Annotated in this window: 17 protein-coding genes; 8 read left to right on the top strand and 9 right to left on the bottom strand. The window is 70.1% G+C overall.

Going from position 1 to position 21,995, the window contains the following annotated elements:
• Positions 1-72: 72 nt before the first annotated feature.
• The 4 genes from MNO14_RS12865 to MNO14_RS12850 form a co-directional block, all read right to left on the bottom strand.
• The gene (locus MNO14_RS12865) at positions 73-1,614 is read right to left on the bottom strand and encodes a PH domain-containing protein (RefSeq protein WP_241944116.1); all 1,542 of its coding nucleotides are present in this window, start codon (positions 1,612-1,614) and stop codon (positions 73-75) included.
• Positions 1,601-2,167 carry a PH domain-containing protein gene (locus MNO14_RS12860; RefSeq protein WP_241944115.1) on the bottom strand — a complete coding sequence of 189 codons (567 nt, stop codon included), beginning with the start codon at positions 2,165-2,167 and terminating at the stop codon, positions 1,601-1,603. The genes MNO14_RS12865 and MNO14_RS12860 overlap by 14 nt, the downstream gene beginning before the upstream one ends.
• The gene (locus tag MNO14_RS12855; protein ID WP_241944114.1) at positions 2,164-3,090 is read right to left on the bottom strand and encodes a lauroyl acyltransferase; all 927 of its coding nucleotides are present in this window, start codon (positions 3,088-3,090) and stop codon (positions 2,164-2,166) included. The genes MNO14_RS12860 and MNO14_RS12855 overlap by 4 nt, the downstream gene beginning before the upstream one ends.
• 66 nt (positions 3,091-3,156) lie before the next feature.
• Complete coding sequence (locus MNO14_RS12850; RefSeq protein ID WP_241944113.1) at positions 3,157-4,014, bottom strand: outer membrane protein assembly factor BamD; 858 nt, start codon at positions 4,012-4,014, stop codon at positions 3,157-3,159.
• Positions 4,015-4,102: 88 nt separating this feature from the next.
• Here MNO14_RS12850 and rluD point away from each other — a divergent pair, with 88 nt between their 5' ends.
• From rluD to gloA, 6 genes are all read left to right on the top strand, one after another.
• On the top strand, positions 4,103-5,092 hold the full coding sequence (gene rluD / locus MNO14_RS12845) for a 23S rRNA pseudouridine(1911/1915/1917) synthase RluD (protein ID WP_241944112.1): 990 nt from the start codon (positions 4,103-4,105) through the stop codon (positions 5,090-5,092).
• The gene (pgeF, locus tag MNO14_RS12840; protein ID WP_241944111.1) at positions 5,089-5,862 is read left to right on the top strand and encodes a peptidoglycan editing factor PgeF; all 774 of its coding nucleotides are present in this window, start codon (positions 5,089-5,091) and stop codon (positions 5,860-5,862) included. Before rluD ends, pgeF begins: the two co-directional genes overlap by 4 nt.
• A 223-nt stretch (positions 5,863-6,085) precedes the next feature.
• Complete coding sequence (locus tag MNO14_RS12835; protein ID WP_241944110.1) at positions 6,086-8,350, top strand: TonB-dependent receptor; 2,265 nt, start codon at positions 6,086-6,088, stop codon at positions 8,348-8,350.
• A gap of 213 nt (positions 8,351-8,563) precedes the next feature.
• Positions 8,564-10,174 (top strand): hypothetical protein, encoded by a 1,611-nt coding sequence (locus MNO14_RS12830; protein ID WP_241944109.1) that lies wholly within the window; start codon positions 8,564-8,566, stop codon positions 10,172-10,174.
• Between the two features lie 53 nt (positions 10,175-10,227).
• Positions 10,228-10,782 (top strand): DUF4166 domain-containing protein, encoded by a 555-nt coding sequence (locus tag MNO14_RS12825; RefSeq protein WP_241944108.1) that lies wholly within the window; start codon positions 10,228-10,230, stop codon positions 10,780-10,782.
• Positions 10,783-10,888: 106 nt separating this feature from the next.
• Positions 10,889-11,422, top strand: a complete 534-nt coding sequence (gene gloA, locus MNO14_RS12820) for a lactoylglutathione lyase (protein ID WP_241944107.1) — start codon at positions 10,889-10,891, stop codon at positions 11,420-11,422.
• 123 nt (positions 11,423-11,545) lie between these two features.
• Here gloA and otsA read toward each other — a convergent pair whose 3' ends face one another.
• The 4 genes from otsA to MNO14_RS12800 are packed head-to-tail and all read right to left on the bottom strand — an operon-like array spanning position 11,546 to position 16,287.
• Complete coding sequence (gene otsA / locus MNO14_RS12815; protein ID WP_241944106.1) at positions 11,546-12,916, bottom strand: alpha,alpha-trehalose-phosphate synthase (UDP-forming); 1,371 nt, start codon at positions 12,914-12,916, stop codon at positions 11,546-11,548.
• Positions 12,913-14,703 (bottom strand): glycoside hydrolase family 15 protein, encoded by a 1,791-nt coding sequence (locus MNO14_RS12810; protein WP_241944105.1) that lies wholly within the window; start codon positions 14,701-14,703, stop codon positions 12,913-12,915. The genes otsA and MNO14_RS12810 overlap by 4 nt, the downstream gene beginning before the upstream one ends.
• Complete coding sequence (gene otsB / locus MNO14_RS12805) at positions 14,700-15,509, bottom strand: trehalose-phosphatase (RefSeq protein WP_241944104.1); 810 nt, start codon at positions 15,507-15,509, stop codon at positions 14,700-14,702. Before otsB ends, MNO14_RS12810 begins: the two co-directional genes overlap by 4 nt.
• 52 nt (positions 15,510-15,561) lie before the next feature.
• Complete coding sequence (locus MNO14_RS12800; protein ID WP_241944103.1) at positions 15,562-16,287, bottom strand: glutathione S-transferase; 726 nt, start codon at positions 16,285-16,287, stop codon at positions 15,562-15,564.
• A gap of 191 nt (positions 16,288-16,478) precedes the next feature.
• On the opposite strand from MNO14_RS12800, the gene clpB reads away from it, so the two are divergent.
• Together clpB and MNO14_RS12790 are read left to right on the top strand one after the other, a co-directional pair.
• Positions 16,479-19,064, top strand: a complete 2,586-nt coding sequence (gene clpB / locus MNO14_RS12795; protein ID WP_241944102.1) for an ATP-dependent chaperone ClpB — start codon at positions 16,479-16,481, stop codon at positions 19,062-19,064.
• Between the two features lie 223 nt (positions 19,065-19,287).
• Positions 19,288-20,187, top strand: a complete 900-nt coding sequence (locus MNO14_RS12790; protein WP_241944101.1) for a TIGR01777 family oxidoreductase — start codon at positions 19,288-19,290, stop codon at positions 20,185-20,187.
• Between the two features lie 13 nt (positions 20,188-20,200).
• On the opposite strand, the gene ybaL is transcribed toward MNO14_RS12790, so the two are convergent.
• Positions 20,201-21,925, bottom strand: a complete 1,725-nt coding sequence (ybaL, locus tag MNO14_RS12785; RefSeq protein ID WP_241944100.1) for a YbaL family putative K(+) efflux transporter — start codon at positions 21,923-21,925, stop codon at positions 20,201-20,203.
• Between the last annotated feature and the right edge of the window lie 70 nt (positions 21,926-21,995).

The raw sequence follows: 21,995 nt of genomic DNA, 5'->3' as shown, positions 1-21,995 counted from the left end.
CCTGGGCGTTGGGATACAGTCGCCCAGTATAAATGACATTCATTCTCATTTTGTCGGGGGCGCTTCGTCCGCCTACCAGCGCAGCGGGCGCCGGGCGATCTCGCGCGACAGCGCCGCATGCAGGCGTTCGGCCTCGGCGAGCGGGACAAAGCGCAGCCGCAGCGGCGGGCCCAGCGGCTGCGCACCGGCGGTGTCGAGCCACAGCGCGGCCATGCCGGTCCAGCGGTCGAGCGGTGACTGGCGCAGTTCCACCGCCTGCAGCTTGCCGATCTCGGCAAAGCGCCAGTGCCGGCGCCACCAACCCTCGCGCACCGCGACCATCGTCGTATCGATCGCATAGCCGGCGCGAGCCGCATGCCGATGCGCGACGAACGCCGACCACGGCAGCCACAGCAGCCCGAGCAGGCCCCAGCGGCCGAAGAACCAGCCCAGCACCAGGCACAGCACGGTCGTCGGCAGCCACGCGCCGAGCGCCAGCCGCAGCCAGGCCCGGTGGTGCAGCGGCCGCCACTGCGTCGGCGGCCAGCTGGCGAGCGCGGCCACATCGCGCACGATCGCGTCGCAGGTCGCCGCGGTCGCGATCGGCGCCAGTGCATCGAGCCCGCGGCCGTTCTGCTGCCCCTGGCCGTCGCTGCCACGCGCGCTGGCGGTGTCGATCTCCAGCGTGCGCCGCGCGAACAGCCGATGCAGCACGCCTTCGCGCAGCGTCCAGGCCTGGATGCGCCGGCGCGGTACCGAACTGCGCGACCGGCTCAGCAGGCCGCGCTCGACGGTCAGCCGCCGTCCCTGCCGCTGCAGCCGGAAGCCGTGATAGCGCACCAGCGCCAACAGCACCGAGAACGCGCGGATCGCCAGCAGCGCCAGCGCCACCGCGCCGGCCAGCACCAGCGCCTTCGCCATCCAGGTCGCGGCGAAGGTGTTGGCGTAGCCGAATGCCTCGCGCCCGCCCTCAACGAGCCAACGTCCCGCGGTGCGGTCGGGCAGCGACTGGAAGGCGAGCGCCAGCGCACCGGCGATGACGATCATGCCGCGATTGGAGATCAACCCGAGTTTGACGACCTCGGCCGTCGACAGCGCCAGCAACGTGACACCGGGCGTGGCCGTCGACGCCGGCTGCGGCGCGCTCGCATCGGTCCGGCCGCGGTCGCGGATCAGTTGCTCCAGCGCCAACGCGTCGGGCAGGCGCAACACTCGCATCTGCGCCTCAGGGCGGGTGCCGCCGGCCGACTCGAGCCGGACCTCGGCCACGCCGACCAGGCGATGCAGCAGCGACTGGTGGATCGCGACGTTGTGGATGCGCGAGTAGGGGATCTGGCGCACGCTGCGCTCGAGCAGGCCGCTGCGCACCACCAGACGGTCGTCGGCGATGCGATAGCGGAAGGTCAGGTACTGCCACACCGACACGGCGACCAGTGCGCCGATGCCGATCAGCGGCAACCACGCAGGCCCGTCGTCGGCGCGCCGGCCGGCGACCAGCAGCACGATCAGCGGCACGATGAACTGGCGCAGGTTCTGCAGCAGCACGAACAGCCACGAGGCCGGATGCAGCCGGCGCTCGGCATCGCCCGGCGCAGCGGCGAGGGGCGGCAGCGGTGGCGGCTCAGGTGTCGTCATGGTCGTCGTCGCGCGCCGCGCGCGCGGCCAGCGCATCGCGCAGCCGCTCGGCCTGGGCGTGGTCCAGGCCCGACAACGCCACCGCGCTGTTGCGGGTGCCGGCGGTGTGCACGGTCAGCGTCGACAGGCCGAACGCGCGTTCCAGCGGCCCGCGCCGGATGTCCAGGTGCTGCACGCGGTTGCCCGGCACGCGCACGTCGCTGCGCCACAGGTGTCCGCGGCGGATGCCCAGGCCGTCGTCGTCGAGCCGCCAGCGTGTGCGCAGCCAACGCCGCCGTGCGATCCACACCGTCCATGCCGGCAGCAACACCAGCGCGCCCGCGTGTGCAGCCAGCGAGAGCGGCGAGCGGCCGAACGTGAGCAGCCCCGGCACCAGCAAGACCGCCAGCGGCAGCAGCGTGCCGATCAACGCGGTGATCGTCGCCAGCGTGCGTGCGGCGACCGGCAGCGGCTGCCAGGCGCCGGTCTCGACCGGGGCCGCGGGATCGGTGACAGGCGTTTGCGGCAACGGATCGGCCGCCGTGTCGTCGCGACCCTCGGTCGGCAGGGTCATCGGCGGCGCTCCAGGTCGAGATAGGGGTTGTCGTCGTGCGAACCCGACGGCCGCGCCTTGTAGCGCTTGTAGGTCCACTGGTACTGCGCCGGATCGCGGCGGGCGATGTGCTCGACGCCGGCGTTGAGCGCGGCGGTCGCGCGCGGCACGTCGGCATCGGCGATGCCCTCGGGCGCCGGTTCGATGCGCAGTGCGAAGCCGGAGCCATCGCCGATGCGCTCGCAGTAGGCGTAGAGCACGGTCGCGCCGGTGCGTTCGGCCAGCCGCGGCACCAGGGTCATCGTCAGTGCCGGCAGACCGAAGAACGGCACGAATTCGCCGTCGCCGGCCTTGGGCTGCTGGTCGGGGAGGATGCCGGCCACGCCACCGTCGCGCAGGGTCTTCCACAACTGGCGCACCGCCGGGCCCTCGGCGCGCACCTGGGTTACACGGCTGTCGTCGCCGGCGCGCGCACGCACCAACCGCAGGAAGGCTTCGCCGACCGCCGATTCCGGGGCGCGGTAAAGAATCGAGATCGGTGTGCGCGCGGCCAGCCACTGGTTGAGCAGTTCCCAGTTGCCGTAGTGCGGCGCGACGACGATCAGGCCGCGGCCCGACGCGAGCGCCGCATCGAACAGCCCGACGCCGTGCTGCTCGCGGATCGCGCGCAGGTTATGCGCCGGTCGGCGGGTCCACAGCCGCAGCGTTTCGAGCATCTGCAGCGCGGTGGTGCGCAGTACCGCGCGTCGCAACGCCTCGCGCTCGTCGGGCGTGAGCTCGGGATAGGCGAGTTCGAGGTTGCGCAGCGCGACACGGCTTTCGCGGCTGCCGGCGATGCGCCCGAGCGTGGCGACGGCGGTGGCGATCGCGCGCTGTGCGACGGGCGGCAACAGGCCGACCAGCGTGGCGAGCAGATACAGCAGGCGGGCGAGGAAGGCGGGCATGCGGGGAGTTTAAGCGCCCGGGCCCCGAACGAAGAACGCCGCCTTAGAGGGCGGCGTTGCGTGTCGTCAGTCGCGGTCGCTGTCGATCGCGGTACGCTCGGTCGCGAACGGGTTGAGGCGGCGGATGCGCCAGGGCTCGTTCGGCCAGGACCCGGTCAGATACGGGTGATCGGGTTCGTTGCGCTCCAGCACCCGGCGCGCATCGGCCGACAGCGTGTCGTTGCCGAGCCGGTCGTAGGCGAGCGCGAGCACGGCGACCGCATCGTTCTGGTACTCGCTCTGCGGATAGGTCTCCAGCAGGTAGGTCGCCCGTTCGGTCGCGGCGACGTACGCACCGCGGCGCAGGTAGTACAGCGCGGTCTCGATCTCGTGGCGCGCGAACATATTGCGCAGCGCGACCATGCGCTGACGCGCGTCGGCGGCGTAGCGGCTGTTGGGGAAGCGCTCGGTGACGGTGTTGAAGTCGGCGTAGGCCTGGTTGGGAGAGGCCAGGTCGCGGCGGCTGCTGTCCAGGCTCCACACCCGCTGCAGGAACACCGTGTCGCGGCTGGAGTTCACCAGCCCGCGCAGGTAGTACATGTAGGCGATGTTGCGGTGCGTGGGATAGGTCCGGATGAAGCGGTCGATGCTGGAGATCGCTTCCTCGTTGTTGCCCATCTTGTACTGCGCGTAGGCGATCTCGATCAGCGCCTGCTCGGTGTGCGGCCCGTAGGGGTACTGGGCGACCAGGCGGCGGAACGTCGTCGCCGCGTTGCTCCAGTTGCCCATGCGCATCGACGCGTGGCCCTTGTCGTAGAGCTCGGTGACCGGCACGCCCTCGTTCTCGTCGTCCTTGGTCTTGCCGCGGGAGCAGCCAGTGGCGACCAGCACGGCCAGCAGCAGGCACACCAGGGCGCGGGTCGTCGTTGCAAGGCGTGGGGTCATGGAGGCGGTGGGCGGTCGGGGCACGAACCGCGGATAATACCAGTCCGGGCCCCGTGCCCGTCGCCCACGCCTGAATCCGAGCCGTCCAATGCAGCCAGCCCCCAGCGACCTTCCCGACCAGCGCACCGCCAAAGTGCCCGACGCCGCCGCGGGACGCCGATTCGACGCGGTCCTGGCCGAGCTGTTTCCGCAGTTCTCGCGCTCTCGCCTCACCGCCTGGATCAAGGCCGGCGATGTCCTGCTCGACGGCGCCGTGCCGCGCCCCCGCGACCCGGTGGTCGGCGGCGAGACCGTCCGCCTGAACGTCGTCCTCGACGTCCAGACCGAGGCGATGCCACAGGACATCCCGCTGTCGGTGCTGTACGAGGACGCGCAGGTGTTCGTGATCGACAAGCCGGCCGGCCTGGTCGTGCACCCGGGCGCCGGCAACCCGGACGGCACCCTGGTCAATGCGCTGCTGTTCCGCGATCCGTCGCTGACCGCGCTGCCGCGCGCGGGTATCGTCCACCGGCTCGACAAGGACACCTCGGGCGTGATGGTCGTCGCGCGCACGCTCGAGGCGCACAACGCGCTGGTCGAGCAGCTCTCGGCGCGCGACGTGCATCGCCAGTACCTGGCGATCGTCGTCGGGGCGCTGGTCTCGGGCGGCACCGCGGACGCGCCGATCGACCGCCACCCGCGCGATCGCCTGCGCATGGCCGTGCGCGAGGATGGCCGCGAGGCGGTCACCCACTACCGCCTGCGCGAGCGGTTCCGCGCGCACACCGCGCTCGAATGCCGGCTCGAGACCGGCCGCACCCACCAGATCCGCGTGCACATGGCGCATCTGCGCCATCCGATCCTCGGCGACCCGCTGTACGGCGGCGCGCTGAAGCTGCCCAAGGGCGCGTCGGAGGAGACCGCGGCGATGCTGCGCGGCTTCCGCCGCCAGGCGCTGCATGCCGAAACGCTGGAGTTCCGCCATCCCACGACCGGCGAGGCGGTGCGCTGCAACGCGCCGCTGCCGGCCGACATGCAGGCCCTGCTCAAAGCGCTGCGCGCCGACGCCGCCGAGCACGGCGACCTGGCGCGCCGATGAGCGCCTGGCTGCCCGCCGACTGGCCCGCGCCGCCGGGCGTGCGCGCCGGCACCACGCTGCGTCATGGCGCGGGCGCGTCGGCGCCGCCGTTCGACCAGTTCAATCTCGGCAATCGTTATTCGCCCGAGGGCGACGACCCGGAGGTCGTCGACGGCAACCGAGCCGCGCTGACGCGACTGCTCGCGCTGCCGTCGCCGCCGCACTGGCTGCGCCAAGTGCATGGCACCACGGTGTTGCGCTTCGAGGCGCCGGCCATCGGCGCCCAGTCGATCGATGCCGAGCCCGAAGCCGATGCGGCGGTGACGTCGGTGCCCGGGACGGTGCTGGCGATCCTGACCGCCGACTGCCTGCCGGTGGTGTTCGCCGCCAACGACGGCCGCGAGGTCGCCGCGGCGCATGCGGGTTGGCGCGGCCTGGCCACCGGCGTGCTCGAACGCACGCTCGGCGCGATGCGCACCCCGCCCGGCGACGTGCGCGCCTGGCTGGGCCCGGCGGCGGGCCCGCGGGCCTATGAAGTCGGCGCCGAGGTGCACGATGCCTTCGTCGGGCCGGATGCGGGCGCGGCAGCGGCCTTCGTCGCCACCCGGCCCGGCCATTGGCGGGTCGACCTGTTCGCGCTGGCGCGCCGCCGGCTGGTCGCTGCAGGCCTGCGCCCCGGCGCCCTGCACGGCGGCGGACGCTGCACGATCTCCGAGCCGTCGGCGTTCTTCTCGCACCGGCGCGACGGCCGCAGCGGCCGGCTGGCGACGCTCGCCTGGATCGGCGACTAGGTCCGCACAACCGGTTTAGGCGTCCAGCCGGAGATCGCAATACAGTGGGCGGCGCGCCCCGGTTCCGGGATGCGCCCCGCCTCGCCGACGATCGTCCTGCCGTGTCCGTTGTGCGTCTGCTGTCCGAGCCGCCCGGCGTCGGCTGCGCGTGCGTCGCGCGTGGCCGCGCGTCGACTTATCGTTCTCCAGCCGATCTTCCTCCTCCCTGTTCGAGATCCCCGCCATGTCGCTCAAGCCTTTCCGCCAAGCGCGCCGTCCGTCCCGTTCGCAGCTCGCCGCAGCGCTCGCCAGTGCACTGCCGCTGGTCGCCTTCGCCCAGGTCACCGACGCACCATCGACGACGGCCGCCACGCTCGATGCGGTCGAAGTGACCGCGCAGCGGCGCGTGGAGAACATCCAGGACGTGCCGGTCTCGATCACCACGCTCGATGCCGAGAAGCTCGGCGTGTTGGGCAGCGGCGGCACCGACATCCGGTTCCTGTCGGGCCGCGTGCCCAGCCTCAATATCGAATCGAGCTACGGGCGCGCATTTCCGCGCTTCTACATCCGCGGCCTGGGCAATACCGATTTCGATCTCAACGCCTCGCAGCCGGTGTCGCTGATCTACGACGATGTGGTGCTGGAGAACCCGCTGTTGAAGGGCTTCCCTGTGTTCGACATCGCCGGCGTGGAGGTGCTGCGCGGCCCCCAGGGCACGCTGTTCGGCCGCAACACGCCGGCCGGCGTGGTGAAGTTCGATTCGGTGCGCCCGAGCCAGGACTTCGAGGGCTACGGCAAGCTCGCCTACGGCAGCGACAACATGTGGAACTTCGAGGGCGCGGTCGGCGGCGCGCTGACCGAGCGCTGGTCGGCACGTGTGTCGGCGCTGTACCAGCGCCGCGACGATTCGGTGCGCAACACCCTGGCCGGTGCACCCAACGACGGCTTCGAGGGCTACGACGAATCGGCCGCGCGCGTGCAGTTCCTGTATGAGGGCGACGGCTTCGAAGGGCTGTTCAACCTGCATCGGCGCGATCTCAATGGCACGGCGCGCTTGTTCCGCGCCAACCTCGTCTCGCCGGGCAGCAACCGGTTCCGTCCCGGTTTCGACCGCGAACGCGTCGCGCTCGACGGCGTCAATTTCTCCGATCTCCAGACCTGGGGCGCCAGCGCCCGGCTGCGCTGGGACTTCGGGCAGTACAGCCTGTACTCGATCACCGGCTACGAGACCCTGGAGTCGTTGAACCGCGGCGACATCGACGGCGGCTACGGCGCGGCCTTCCTGCCCGACTCGGGGCCGGGGCTGATTCCCTTCTCCTCCGAATCGGCCGACGGCATTCCCGACCACAAGCAGATCAGCCAGGAAGTGCGCCTGGAGTCGAATCTCGACGGCCCGTTTGACTGGCAGGCCGGCGCGTTCTGGTTCCGCGAGGAACTGACCGTCGACAGCCTCAACTACGATTCGCTCAGCCCCGGCAATCCGCAGACCGGCCATGCCGTGCAGGAGCAGCGCAATACCGCGTGGGCGCTGTTTGCGTCCGGCGAATACGCCGCGACCGATCGTCTGAAACTGCGCGGCGGCCTGCGCTACACCCAGGACAAGAAGGACTTCAGCGCCAGCGTGCTGCAGGCGGTGCCGTTCGGCACGCCGGTCGGCGGTCCCTATTTCGCCGACACCGATGTCGACGACATCAGCTGGGATGCGAGCGCGGTCTACGAGCTCAACGAGGACGTCAACGTCTACGGCCGGGTCGCCAAGGGATTCCGTGCGCCGTCGATCCAGGGGCGGCTGGCATTTGGCGGCATCTCGGTCGCCGATTCGGAAGAAGTGATTTCCTACGAGGTCGGCATCAAGGCGGACCTGTGGGACCGCCGCGGCCGGATCGGCTTCAATCTGTTCCGCTTCAACGTCGACGGCCAGCAACTGATCGCCGTGGGCGGCGCGACCAACCAGGCGATCCTGCTCAATGCCGACAAGTCGATCGGCCAGGGTGCCGAGCTCGACCTGCAGGCCTGGCTTACCGACACCCTGTTGGTGACCTGGGGCACCAGCTACAACGACACCGAGATCCGCGACCCGAACCTGGCGGTGGCGATCTGCGGCGGTGGTTGCACGGTCACCGATCCCACGGTGGTCATCGACGGCCAGACCTTCGCGCGCGTGGACGGCAATGCGCTGCCGCAGGCACCGAAGTGGATCCACAACCTCACCGCGCGCTGGGGCGTGCCGGTCGGCGACGACGCGGAGTTCTACGTCTACACCGACTGGGCGTATCGCGGACAGGTCAACTTCTTCCTCTACGAGTCGCCCGAGTTTCGCGGCCGCTCGACCCTGGAAGGCGGCCTGCGCGTGGGCACGAACTGGAACCAGGGCCGCTACGATCTCGCCGTGTTCGGCCGCAATATCACCGACAGCACGCGCATCGTTGGCGGTATCGACTTCAACAATCTGACCGGATTCATCAACGAGCCGCGGACCTGGGGCGTGGAGTTCATGGCGAAGTTCTAAAGGCTGACCCGGCCCGCCGCCGAGGGCGCGGCGGGTACCGGCGTCGCGCGCACCGCATAGGGGGCGCCCGCCCGTTGCCGGCCCCTGCGCGCGCCGCAAGCTCGCGATGTCGGCGCACGCGGCATCTGTCAGCATGGCATCGTCCTGGTGGCGGCGCGCCGGCAGTTGCCGGGATGATCTGCGCTCGATCCCTCCCGTTGTCACGGAACGCCGATGTCCACCGCTGCTGCCTCCCGCTCTCGTCTTCGCTGGTTCGTCGCCGGCGACATCAACGGCTTCTTCGGCCTGGTCGTCGACAACCTCTCGATCCTGGGCTTCATCGCCGCAGCCCTGATCGGGCTCTTCGGCGTGCCGGCCGATATCGTGTTCGGACGGATGTTCCCGGGCACCGCGCTCGGCGTGCTGGTCGGCAACCTGCTGTACACGGCGATGGCGCGGCGCCTGGCACGGCGCAGCGGCCGCGATGACGTCACCGCGATGCCGCTGGGTCTGGATGCGCCGACCAGCATCGGCATGGCCTTGCTGGTGCTGGGCCCGGCGTTTCTCGCGTTCGGCCGGCAGGGCCTGGACTCCGAGGCGGCGGGCATCGCGACCTGGCAACTCGGCATGGCCTCGCTGCTGGTGATGGGGGCGCTCAAACTCGTGCTGTCGTTCGCCGGCGACTGGATCGCCCGAGTCGTGCCGCGCGCGGCGCTGCTGGGTTCGATCGGCGGCGCGGCGTTGATGCTGCTGGGCTTCCTGCCGCTGATCGAGACCCTGCGCGCGCCGGTCGCCGGCTTCGCGACGTTGGGCTTGCTGCTGTACGTGCTGGTCGCACGCGGACCGGTGCCGCTGCGGTTGCCCGGCGTGCCGTTCGCGCTGCTGGTCGGACTGGTGCTGTACTACGGGCTCGGACTGGCCGGCTTGTCGCCGGGCTTCGCCGTGCCCGACGTCGCCTGGCCCGCACCCGCCTGGCCGTGGCCGACCCTGGGCTTCGTCGACGGACTGCCGGCCACGCTGCCGTACCTGTCGCTGCTGCTGCCGTTCGGCCTGCTGATGGTGGTCGGCGGGATCAACGTCAGTGAAAGCGCGCGTGCGGCTGGCGACGACTACCGCACGCGCGATGTGTTGCTGGTCGAGGCGGTGTCCACGCTGGTGGCCGGCGTTTGCGGCGGCGTCGCCCAGACCACGCCCTATATCGGCCAGCCGGCCTACAAACAAATGGGCGCGCGCAGCGGCTATACGCTGCTGACCGGGCTGTTCGTCGGCCTGGGCGGCATGCTGGGCCTGGTCTCGGGGCTGGTGCAGTGGCTGCCGGTGGCGGTGCTGGCGCCGATCATCGTGTTCGTGGGCATCGGCATCACCGTGCAGGCCTTCCACAGCACCCGGCGCGAACACGCGATCGCGGTGTCGCTCGCATTCCTGCCGGCCATCGCTTACCTGCTCAACATCAAGTTCGGCAATCCGGCCTGGATCGATCCTGCGCGCATGGCCGCGCTGTACGCGCAGGTCGATGCCGGCCATGGCCTGCCCGAAATGGCGACGATCGTCGTGCTCGGTAACGGCTTCATCATCACTGCGATGCTGTGGGCGACGGCGCTGGTCGCGCTGGTCGATCGGCGCCCGGGCACGGCCGTGGCGACGCTGCTGGTGGCCGCGGTCGCGACCCTGTTCGGGGTGATCCATTCGGTGCACCCGGCCGGCGCGCTGGTGCTGCCGTGGCAATTGGAGGGGCTGCGCCAGGCGATCGCGTTCCAGTTCGCGGCCGCGTACGCGGTGCTGGCGCTGGCGATCGGGCTGCTCGGCCTGCAGCGGCACCCGCCCGCGGCGATCGATCCGGGCTGAACGCAAGGCGCGCAAGCGCTATCCTGCGCGCCCGATCCGCTTCAGGCCGCGCGATGGCGCCGACGCTGTTCCAGACCCTGCTCGGCGCCGCGTTCTTCCGGATGCCCGATGCGCTGCGCACGCTGCATGGCGTGCGCGGGCATGCGCGCCATGCCGGCGCGATGACGATCGAGCGCAGTCGTGGGTTGCTGGCGCGGCTGTGCGCGCGCCTGGCCGGCGTGCCGGGCGCGGCCACGGACGCGGCGCTGACCCTGGACTGCACGACCGGGCCGCGCGGAGAGATCTGGCTGCGCGAACTGGACACGACGCCGCGACGGGCCCCGGCGCGCTGGCGGTTGTGGCACCGCGACGGCCAGTTGCGGCTGCGCCGCGGCGCGCTGCAACTGCGCTGCGTCCTCCACCACCATGGCGGGACGCTGTACTGGAACGTGGTCGGTGCGCGCGTGCTCGGCGTGCTGCCGCTGCCGGCACGGCTGCTGGCGGACGTGCGCGGCAACGAGCGCGAGGTCGACGGACGCTGCGTGTACGAGGTGGAAGCGGTGCTGCCGTTGGTCGGCCCGGTGTTCCGCGCCCGCGGCTGGCTTCAACCGGAGAAGGGCGAGGGCTGACGGGAGGCGAGGCACTTACGTCTGCGACGCAGCGTTGCGCGAGGTCGCCGCAGGCCGTCGGCCGATCGCCGATAATGGCGCATCCCCCGCCTTTTGGAGCCGTGCCATGACCGCACAGACCCGTGCCGCACTCGCCCAGGTCCCCGGTGTCGCCGCCGAACGCGACACCGCCACGCGCCAATTCGTCTTCAACCACACGATGCTGCGGATCAAGGATCCGGTCGCATCGCTGGACTTCTATACCCGCGTGCTCGGGTTCACCCTCGCGCGCAAGGTGGATTTCCCCGACGCGAAGTTCTCGCTGTATTTCCTCGTACTGATCGACGACGCCGGCATCCTTCCCGACGACGACGAGGCGCGCCGTCAGTGGCTGGCCGAGCAGCGTGGCGTGCTCGAATTGACCCACAACCACGGCACTGAACACCAGGACGGCCCCGTCTACCATGACGGCAACCGTGACCCGCGAGGCTTCGGCCACATCTGCGTCAGCGTGCCCGACATCCGCGCCGCCTGCGCTCGGTTCGAAGCGCTGCAGGTCCCGTTCCAGAAGCGGCTGAGCGACGGCAGCATGCGCTCGATCGCCTTCATCAAAGACCCCGACGGCTACTGGGTCGAGATCATCCAGCCCGCGCCCCTGTAAAACCGGCCACTAGAACCGGGGTCAGAGTCGCTTTTTGCTCCGGAACGCCTGGCGCCGGTAGACCGGTTCGCACGAAAAAAGCGACTCTGACCCCAGTTTGGAAAAGCGACTCTGACCCCGGTTTCAGCGGGTCTGTTGGAGGCGCTCGAGGAAGTCGCGGCGCCAGGCGTGGATGTCGTAGCTGGAGATACGCTGCATCATCGACTGCCAGCGTTCGCGGCGTTCGTCCAACGGCATCTTCAGCGCGGCGGCGATCGCATCGGCGACGCCGTCGCTGTCGAAGGGGTTGATCAGCAGCGCACCGTCGAGTTCGCGCGCCGCGCCGGCGAAGATCGACAGCACCAGCGCGCCCGGGTCGCCGGGGTCCTGCGAGGCGACGTATTCCTTGGCGACCAGGTTCATGCCGTCGCGCAGTGGAGTGACCAGGCCGATGCGCGCCAGCCGGTAGAAGCCGGCCAGCGTCGCGTGCGGGTAGGTGCGGTTGACGTAGCGCACCGGCGTCCAGTCGGGGTCGGCGTGGGCACCGTTGATATGGCCGGCGTACTGCTCGAGTTCACGGCGCAGGGCGCGGTAGCTGGCGACGCCACCGCGCGAGACCGGGGCGATCTGCAGGTAGGTCAGCTGGCCGCGCAGGTCGGTGTGCTTGTCGAGCACGCGCTCGAAGGCGCGAAAGCGCTCGGGCAGGCCCTTGGAGTAGTCGAGTCGGTCCACGCCGATCGCAAGCGCGCGGCCGGTGAGGCTGGCCTGCATCCGCCGCACCGCCGGATTGCGCGCGGCGTTGGCCGCCAGCGTCGCGATCGCCGAGGCATCGATGCCGATCGGGAAAGCGTCGGCCTGGAAGCTGCGCCCATCGTGGTCGCGCAGCGTCCCGCGGGCGGTCACGCTGCCGCCGCGGAACAGGCGGATGTAGTCCTGGAACCGCTCCAGGTCGCGTTCGGTCTGAAAGCCGACCAGGTCGTAGGCGGCCAGCGCGCCGAAGGTCTTCTCGTGGTGCGGCAGACCGGCCACGATGTCGGCCGACGGGAACGGCACGTGCAGGAAGAAACCGATGCGCGCGCGCACGCCGCGTCGGCGCAGTTCCTGCGCGAGCGGCAGCAGGTGGTAGTCATGGACCCAGACGATGTCCTCGTCGCGGATCTCCTTGGCCAGCTTCTCGGCGAAAAGCGCATTGACGCCGCGGTAGGCGGCCTGGGTCATCGCGTTGTAGTCGACCAGGTCCAGCCTGAAATGCAGCAGCGGCCACAACGTGCGGTTGGAGAAGCCGTTGTAGTAACCCTCGTAGTCCTCACGCGACAGATCGATGGTCAGATAATCGATATTCTCGTGCGTGGCGCGATGCAGCTCGCCCGAATGTGCACGGGCGACTTTGCCGCTCCAGCCGAACCACAGGCCGCCGGCCTCCTTGAGCGCGGCATCGAGCGCGGTCGCCAGGCCGCCGCTTTGGTCCGAGTCCGGCAGCGCCACCCGGTTGGAGACGACGACCAAGCGACTCATGCCGCCTCCTGCCAGGAACGCGAGAGCCGCATCGCCGCCATGATCAGGCCCACATGCGAATAGGTCTGCGGGAAGTTGCCCCAGGCCTCGCCGTCCTCGAACGACATGTCCTCCGACAGCAGGCCCAGGTGATTGCGCCGTGCGAGCATGGTCTCGAACAGGCTGCGTGCTTCGTGCTGCCGTCCGATCGATGCGAGCGCGTCGATGTACCAGAACGTGCAGATCGTGAAGCTCGTTTCCGGCGCGCCGAAATCGTCGGGCACGACGTAGCGGAACAGGCCGTCGCCGTGGCGCAGCGTGCGTCCGATCGCATCGACGGTGGCGACGAAGCGCGGATCTTCAGGCGTCACGAAGCCGAGGTCGGCGAGCAGCAGCAGCGAGGCGTCGAGGCGATCGCCGCCGAAGGCATCGGCGAAATGGCCGGCCTCGGCGTTCCAGGCCTCGGCCAGGATCCGCGTGCGCATCGTGTCGGCGCGCTCGCGCCAGTGCGTGGCGCGCGCGTCCAGGCCGAGCTGAACCGCGATCCGCGCCAGCCGGTCGCAGGCCGCCCAGCACATCGCGCTGGAGTAGGTGTGCACGTGGGCCTTGCCGCGGAATTCCCACAGGCCGGCATCGGGCTGGTCGTACTGCTTCCAGGCGAGGTTGCCAAGCGGTTCGAGCTTGGCGAACGTCGCCGCATCGCCCGGATGTTCCAGGCGGCGGTCGAAGAACAACTGGGCCGAGGCCAGCACGACGCTGCCGTAGGTGTCGTGCTGGCGCTGCACATAGGCCAGGTTGCCGCGACGCACAGGACCCATGCCGCGGTATCCGGCCAGCGCCGGCATCTCCTCCTCGGTCAGCTCGTGCGCATAATCAATGCCGTAGACCGGCTGCATGTCGCCGTCGTCGCTGACTGCCAGGTTGAAGATGTAGCGGATGTATTCCTCCATCGTCCGGGTCGCGCCCAGGCGATTGAGCGTGCGCACGACGAACGCCGCGTCGCGCAGCCAGCAGTAGCGATAGTCCCAGTTGCGCGCGGTCCCTGGCGCCTCTGGGATCGAGGTGGTCATCGCGGCGATGATGCCGCCGCTGTCCTCGTACTGGCACAGCTTCAGGGTGATCGCGCTGCGGATCACCGCCTCCTGAAAATCGAGCGGGATCGACAGGTAGCGCACCCACTCGCGCCAGTAATCGGTGGTGCGATGCAGGGCGTCGCGCACGAACTCGTCGATCGGCTGGGTCAGCGTTTCGTCGGGGCCGAGCACGAAATGCAGGTCACGGTCGAGCACGAACGCCAGGCCTTCGCGCAGCAGCCGGATCGGCATGTCGGTGGTCGCGCGCAGCGCGAAGTCCTGGAGCAGGAAACGCATGTGGTTGCTGCCCCAGGTGTACTCGGGCGTGCGCGCGCCCCAGTCGGCGAGCGGGCGCAGCAGTATGCGGATACGCGGGCTGCCCGAGAGTAGGCGGACCCGGCGGGTGATCATGACCGGCCGGTAGAACCGGCCGTGCTGGCGCCAGCGCGGCGCGAAGTCGAGGATCTCGATCGACGCGCCGTGGCGGTCGTGCAGCACCGTGCGCAGGATCGCGGTGTTCTCGATGTAGGCCTGCTCGCTACGCGCGAAATCATCGAGTTCGATCGACCAGTCACCGTGGCCGGCCTTGGGCGAGAGCAGTGCGCAGAACGCCGGATCGCCGTCGAAGGCCGGCAGGCACGACCAGACCAACCGGGCCTTCGTGTCGAACAGCGCGCCGAAGCTGCCGTTGCCGACGAGGCCCAGGTCGAGGGTGGAGGTGTCAGCTGGCGTCATCGGGAGATCTCAGGAGGCGGGGGGGGAAGGGGGACGGGCACGCCGAGCCAGCGGTGGACCTGGGCCGGGTCGGCCAGCGCGAACCGGGCAGCCGACGCGGCGCGGTCGCCGACCAACACGCTGATGCCGCCGCGGGCGTTGACCGCGGCAAAGCCAGTCTCGTCGGTCAGATCGTCGCCGGCGAATACCGGACGGCGGCCGGCGAACGGCGGCTCCTCCAGGAACGCGAGGATCGCGCTGCCCTTGTCGGCATGCTCGGGGCGCAGTTCAACGACATGGTCGCCGGGCTGGAGCTGGTAGCCGGGCAGCCGTGGCAGCATCGCCTGGGCGAACGCGCGCAGCGCGACCTCGGCCTGCGGAGCACCTCGCCAGTGCAGGCCGAGCGCCGCGCCCTTGTCTTCGACCACGACGCCGGGATACCGGCGTGCGACCACCAGTGCCTTGTCGCGGATCGTGGCCAGTGCGGCCGGCGACGGTGCGCCATGGGCGAGGCCATCGGCGCGGCGCCGCTCGACACCGTGCAGACCCGCGGCCGTGAACTGCTCGGGTGCGAACAGGTGATCGAGCGTCGCCAGGCTGCGTCCGCTGACCAGCGCCAGCGCACCGCCCAGGGAGGCGCGCAATGCGATCAGGCGTGCGAGCAGCGCCGCGGGCACGGACACCGCGTCGGGACGTTCGGCGAACGGCAGCAGGCAGCCGTCGACATCGAGGAACAGGGCCCAGTCGTCAGCTGGAGGGGGGGGAGACCCGCGGTGCGGGGCGGGATGGGGGGGCGAGGGCGCGGTGGCTTCCAGTGATTGGCGCATCGCAGCATGATTGCGTGCGCGCCGATAAACCAATGTGAATCCGTGCAGGCTGTCACCTGTTCGAGGGTGCAATCGCGCCATCGAGTTCGGGGTAATGGCGGAAGATGCCGTGTTCGTTGAACGGCAGCCGACGCGTCGAGGCCAGGTAGGCCGCGAGGGCCGGACGCTCGGCGATCCGGGCCTCGAGCGCGCGCAGCCGCGGCAGCCTCGGCGACAGCGACGCCATCGCGTTGGGGTAGGCGTAGTCGAGGCCGCGCAGCAGTTGGAACAGCGACAGGTCGACATAGGAGTGGCGCCCGAGCGCGCACGCGCCGCCGGCCTGTTCGAGCACGGCTTCGAAGTAGCCGAGGAACTTCGGCAGGCGGTGCTGGCGCAGGTCGGCCGCCCGACGCACGGCGGCGTCCTTCTGGTCCTCGTAGTACGCGGCGCTGGCGATCGGGTGGTGGCTGTCGTGGACCTCGGTCACCAGATCGGCGATCGTGAGCTGCAGTTGCAGCGCCTGCAGCCGGCCCACCGCATCGTCGGGCACCAGGTCCAGCCGCGGGCCGAGGAAGTGCAGGATCGCCGCGACCTGGGCGATGACCTGGCCGCCGGCCTCCAGGAATGGGGCGGCGAAGGGGCGCATGCCATCGGCCCGGCCGTCCAGGAACGCGTCCATCGCGGTGTCGCCCTGTTCGCGCACCACGTCGATGTAGTCGGCGCCCGCGTCCTCGAGCGCCAGGCGTACGAACTCACCGCGGCCCTGGATGCCGTTCCAGTAGTAGAGGCGGTACTGCATGCGGGGACTCCAGGCGCGGTCGAACCGCATCCTGCCCGCCACCGCGCAAGCGCGGGGTGAGGACGCCCGACAGCCCGGCGGGCCAGCCGCGGGCGTTGTCCGGCGCCACGGGCGCTTGCAACCGGCCGCTTCGACCGCATCTGGTGAACATCGCCGGCAAGCGCCGGTCTCTCTCTTCGAGGACACCCGTCATGCGGATGGACAAGCTCACGTCGCGTTTCCAGCAGGCGCTGGCCGACGCGCAGTCGCTGGCCGTGGGCCGCGACCACAACTTCATCGAGCCGGCGCATCTGCTGCTGGCGCTGCTCGACCAGCAGGGCGGCGGCACCCGGCCGCTGCTGGGCCAGGCCGGCGTCAACGTACCGGTGCTGCGCGAGCGGCTGACCGAGGCGCTCGAGCGCATGCCCAAGGTGACCGGGCAAGCCGGCCAACTGTCGGTCGGCAACGACCTCTCGCGCCTGCTCAACGTCACCGACAAGCTCGCCCAGCAGCGCGGCGACGCCTTCATCGCCTCCGAACTGTTCGTGCTCGCCGCGCTCGACGACGGCGGCGACGCAGGCAAGGCGCTGAAGGCGGCCGGTGCGGACAAGGCCCGGCTCGAGGCCGCGATCGCGAAGGTCCGCGGCGGCGAGAGCGTGCAGGACGAAAACGCCGAGGACGCGCGCCAGGCGCTGGAGAAGTACACGATCGACCTGACCGCGCGCGCCGAGAGCGGAAAACTCGATCCGGTCGTCGGGCGCGACGAAGAGATCCGTCGCACGGTGCAGGTGCTGCAGCGGCGCACCAAGAACAACCCGGTGCTGATCGGCGAGCCCGGCGTGGGCAAGACCGCGATCGTCGAGGGCCTGGCCCAGCGCATTGTCAACGGCGAGGTGCCCGAAGGCCTGCGCGGCAAGCGCGTGCTCTCGCTGGACATGGGCGCGCTGATCGCCGGCGCCAAGTATCGCGGCGAATTCGAGGAGCGCCTGAAGGGCGTGCTGAGCGATCTGGCCAAGAACGAGGGCCAGATCATCCTGTTCATCGACGAGCTGCACACGATGGTCGGCGCCGGCAAGGCCGACGGCGCGATGGATGCGGGCAACATGCTCAAGCCCGCGCTTGCCCGCGGCGAGTTGCACTGCATCGGCGCGACCACGCTCGACGAGTACCGCAAGTACGTCGAGAAGGACGCCGCGCTCGAGCGCCGCTTCCAGAAGGTGTTCGTCGGCGAGCCCAGCGTCGAGGACACGATCGCGATCCTGCGTGGGTTGAAAGAGCGCTATGCGGTGCACCACGGCGTGGAAATCACTGATCCGGCGATCGTCGCCGCGGCCACGCTGTCCAATCGCTACATCGCCGACCGCCAGTTGCCCGACAAGGCCATCGATCTGATGGATGAGGCGGCCAGCCGCATCCGCATGGAGATCGACTCCAAGCCCGAGGAACTCGACCGCAAGGAGCGCCGGCTGATCCAGCTCAAGATCCAGCGCGAGGCGCTGAAGAAGGAGAAGGACGCCGAGTCGAAACAGCGCCTGTCCGACCTCGAGGCCGAGATTGGCACCCTGGAGCGCGAGTACAACGACCTGGAGGAAGTCTGGAAGGCCGAGAAGGCCACGGTGCAGGGCGCGACCAAGATCAAGGAGCAGATCGAGGCGGCCAAGCTCGATCTCGAATCGGCGCAGCGCACGCAGGACTATGCGCGCATGAGCGAGATCCAGTACGGCCGCATTCCGGAACTGGAGAAGCAGCTCAAGGCGGCGCAGGAGGCCGAGACCCAGGGCTTCCAACTGTTGCAGGACAAGGTCACCGCCGAGGAGATCGCGCAGGTCGTCGCGCGCTGGACCGGCATCCCGGTCAGCAAGATGCTCGAGGGCGAGCGCGAGAAGCTTCTGGCGATGGAGTCGCAGCTGCATGCGCGCGTGGTCGGCCAGGAGGAGGCGATCAAGGTCGTCTCCGACTCGGTGCGTCGCTCGCGCGCCGGGCTGTCCGATCCCGACCGGCCGACCGGTTCGTTCCTGTTCCTGGGGCCGACCGGCGTCGGCAAGACCGAGCTGTGCAAGGCGCTGGCTGAGTTCCTGTTCGACAGCCAGGACGCGATGGTGCGCATCGACATGAGCGAGTTCATGGAGAAGCACTCGGTCGCCCGGCTGATCGGCGCGCCTCCGGGCTACGTCGGCTACGAGGAGGGCGGCTACCTGACCGAGGCGGTGCGGCGTCGGCCCTACAGCGTGATCCTGCTCGACGAGGTCGAGAAGGCGCATCCCGACGTCTTCAATATCCTGTTGCAGGTGCTCGACGATGGCCGTCTGACCGATGGCCAGGGCCGCACGGTCGATTTCCGCAATGCGGTGATCGTGATGACCTCCAACCTCGGCTCGCACCAGATCCAGGAGCTGGCCGGCGACGATTCGGCAGAGGCCTACACGCAAATGAAGGCCGCGGTGATGGGTGTGGTGCAGGCGCATTTCCGGCCCGAGTTCATCAACCGGCTCGACGACATCGTCGTGTTCCACCCGCTGCGCAAGGCGCAGATCCGCGAGATCGCGAAGATCCAGATGCGCGGACTGGAAAAGCGCTTGGCCGAACGCGGGCTGCGTATCGAGGTCTCGGATGCGGCGTTCGATCTATTGGGCAATGTCGGCTTCGATCCGGTCTATGGCGCACGGCCGCTCAAGCGCGCGATCCAGCAGCAACTCGAGAATCCGCTGGCCTCGCGGATCCTCGCCGGCGAGTTCGCCAGCGGCGACACGATCGCGGTCGACGCGGCCGGCGGCCAACTGGTCTTCGCCAAGCGCTGACCGCGCCGATGCAAGCGGCGGACCCGCGCGCCGTTGTAGTTGTCGTGCCGTCGTTGTGAGCACCTCCCCCGCCCGGGGGGAGGTCGGCGCGCGCAGGCGCGCCGGGTGCGGGCACGGGCCTTCCCCGTTACACAATCGTTCGATCTGTCGAAGCGCCTCCGGCCTTGACGCCCGCTTCCCCGTGCCTGCGGCAGCATCCCGGCAACGCGGCGGAGCCCTTCGCATGCAGATCCTGATCACCGGCGGCAGCGGGTTTCTCGGCAGCGCGCTGACCCGCGCGCTGCAGCGCGAGGGCGCGCGCGTGACCTGGCTGTCGCGCCGGGCGTCGACGCCTGCTCCGGACGGCGTCGAAGTGCGCGACTACGCCGCGCTGTGGGCGGATGACCGGTTCGATGCGGTGGTCAATCTGGCCGGTGCCGGCATCGCCGAGCGCCGCTGGAGCGCCTCGCGCAAACAGGTCCTGCGCGACAGCCGCCTGATCCCCACGCGCGTGCTCGTCGACTGGATCCGCTCGGCGCACGTCCCGCCGAAGGTGCTGCTGAGCGGTTCGGCGGTCGGCTGGTACGGCGCCCAGGGCGATCTGCCGCTGGAGGAGGACGGCGCGCCACACGACGAGTTCCAGCATCGCCTGTGCGAGGAATGGGAGGCCGCGGCCCGCGCCGCCGAGGACCGCGTGCCGGTGGTGCGGCTGCGGACCGGTGTGGTGCTGCATCCAGACGGCGGCATGTTGCAGCGGTTGCTGCCGCCGTTCCGGCTCGGCCTCGGGGCCCGGCTCGGCGACGGCCGCCAGATGCTGAGCTGGATCGCACGCGAGGACTGGGTGGGGGCGGTGGTCGCGTTGCTGCACGCGCATCTGCGCGGCGAGCGGCAGGCGCCGGTCGGCGCGTGCAATCTCACGGCGCCCGAGCCGGTGGACAACACCGGATTCACCCGCGCGCTGGCCGATGCCTTGCGGCGCCCGGTGCTGTTGGCGGTGCCGGCCCGTGCGCTGGCGCTGGGTCTGGGCGAGATGGCCACGCTGCTGGTGGACGGGCAGCGTGTGTTGCCGGCGCGCTTGCTGGCGTCCGGCTTCGAATTCGCATGGCCGCGCCTGGCGCCTTACCTCGACGCCGAACTGCGTTGAGCCTGCCGCGCGCTCAGCCCGGCTGCGGCGACGGCGGTGCGGCCGCGTCGCTGCCCGGGCGCACCGGGCGGAAGGGTGGCGTCGACATGACCATCTCGGCCAGCGAATAGGCCAGTTCGCGCTCGGCCAGCACCGCACCGTCTGCGCCGTGCTCGAGCAGATGACGGACTTCGCCGTCGCTGTGCGCGCGTGCCAGCACGGTGATCCCCGGATTGATGGCCTTCATGCGCTCGATCGCCTCGCCGGCCTCCAGCGCCTGCGGGATCGCGAAGATCGCCAGCGCGGCGCGCTCGGGGGCGGCGTCGCGCATCACCGGCTCGGAGGCGACGTTGCCGCGCACCACCAGCAGGCCGCGGTCGCGGGCCTTGCGCACCAGGTCCGGATCGTCCTCGATGATCACCAGCGGCACCTCGCGCTGCTGCAACAGTTCGGCCAGCTGCCGGCCGACACGCCCGTAGCCGACCAGGATCGCGTGGCCGCGCAGGTCGGCCGGGATCGCCTGGACCGGTTGCGCCGGTTCGGGGGGCGATGCCGCCGTGGCGGCGGCGCGACGCGCCTGCCAGCTGTCGAGCAGGCCGAAGATCAGCGGATTGGCCATGATCGAGATCAGCGCGCCGGCGAGCACCAGCGAACGGCCATCGGCCGGCAGGATGTCCAGCGCCACGCCAAGCCCGGCGATGATGAAAGCAAATTCGCCGATCTGCGCCAGGCTGGCGGAGATCGTCAGTGCGGTGCTGGTCGGGTGCTTGAACGCGCGCACGATCAGGAACGCGGCCGCCGACTTGCCGAAGATGATAATCAGCGCCGTCGCCAGCACCTGCCAAGGATGCAGCAGCAGGATGTGCGGGTCGAACAACATGCCGACCGAGACGAAGAACAGCACGGCGAACGCGTCGCGCAGGGGAAGCGAATCGTTCGCGGCCTTGTGGCTGAGCTCCGACTCGTTGAGCAGCATGCCGGCGAAGAACGCGCCGAGTGCGAACGACACGCTGAAGATCGCCGCCGAACCGAAGGCCACGCCCAGCGCGATCGCGAGCACCGACAGCGTGAACAGCTCGCGCGAGCCGGTCCCGGCGATGCGCTCGAGCACCCACGGGATCACGCGCCGCCCGACCAGCAGCATCACCGCCACGAACATCGCGACCTTGAGCAGCGTCCAGCCGATGCTCAGCAGCACCGAGCCGACCGTGGTTTCTTCGCCGCCTGTGCTGTGCATTACATCGGCCAGCACCGGCATCAGCACCAGCGCGATCACACAGGCCAGGTCCTCGACGATCAACCAACCGACCGCGATCTTGCCGCGCGTGGTGTCGAGCAGCCGGCGTTCTTCCATCGCCCGCAGCAGCACCACGGTACTGGCGGTCGCCAGCGCGAAGCCGAACACGATGCCCTGGACGGTCGGCCAGCCCATCAGCGCCGCCAGCCCCCAGCCCAGCAGGGTGGCCACGGTGATCTGGGTCAACGCGCCCGGGATCGCGATCGACTTCACGTCGAGCAGGTCCTTGAGCGAGAAGTGCAGGCCGACGCCGAACATCAGCAGCATCACGCCGATTTCGGCCAACTGGTCGGCCAGCGCCTGGTCGGCGACGAAGCCGGGCGTGAACGGGCCGACCAGGATGCCTGCGACCAGATAGCCCACCAGCGGCGAGAGCCGGAGCCGGTTGGCGAGCGCGCCGAACACGAAGGCCATGCCCAGGCCGACGGCGACGATGTTGATCAGGTCGGTATTGTGCGGCATCGGCGAAGTGTGGGGGACAAGTATTGCAGTGTCGCCGACGCGTCCGCATCCAGGCAAGCCGCATCCGCAG

Source organism: Luteimonas sp. S4-F44 (assembly GCF_022637415.1).
GTDB lineage: Bacteria > Pseudomonadota > Gammaproteobacteria > Xanthomonadales > Xanthomonadaceae > Luteimonas.
This window is presented reverse-complemented; position numbering and strand designations above follow the sequence as displayed.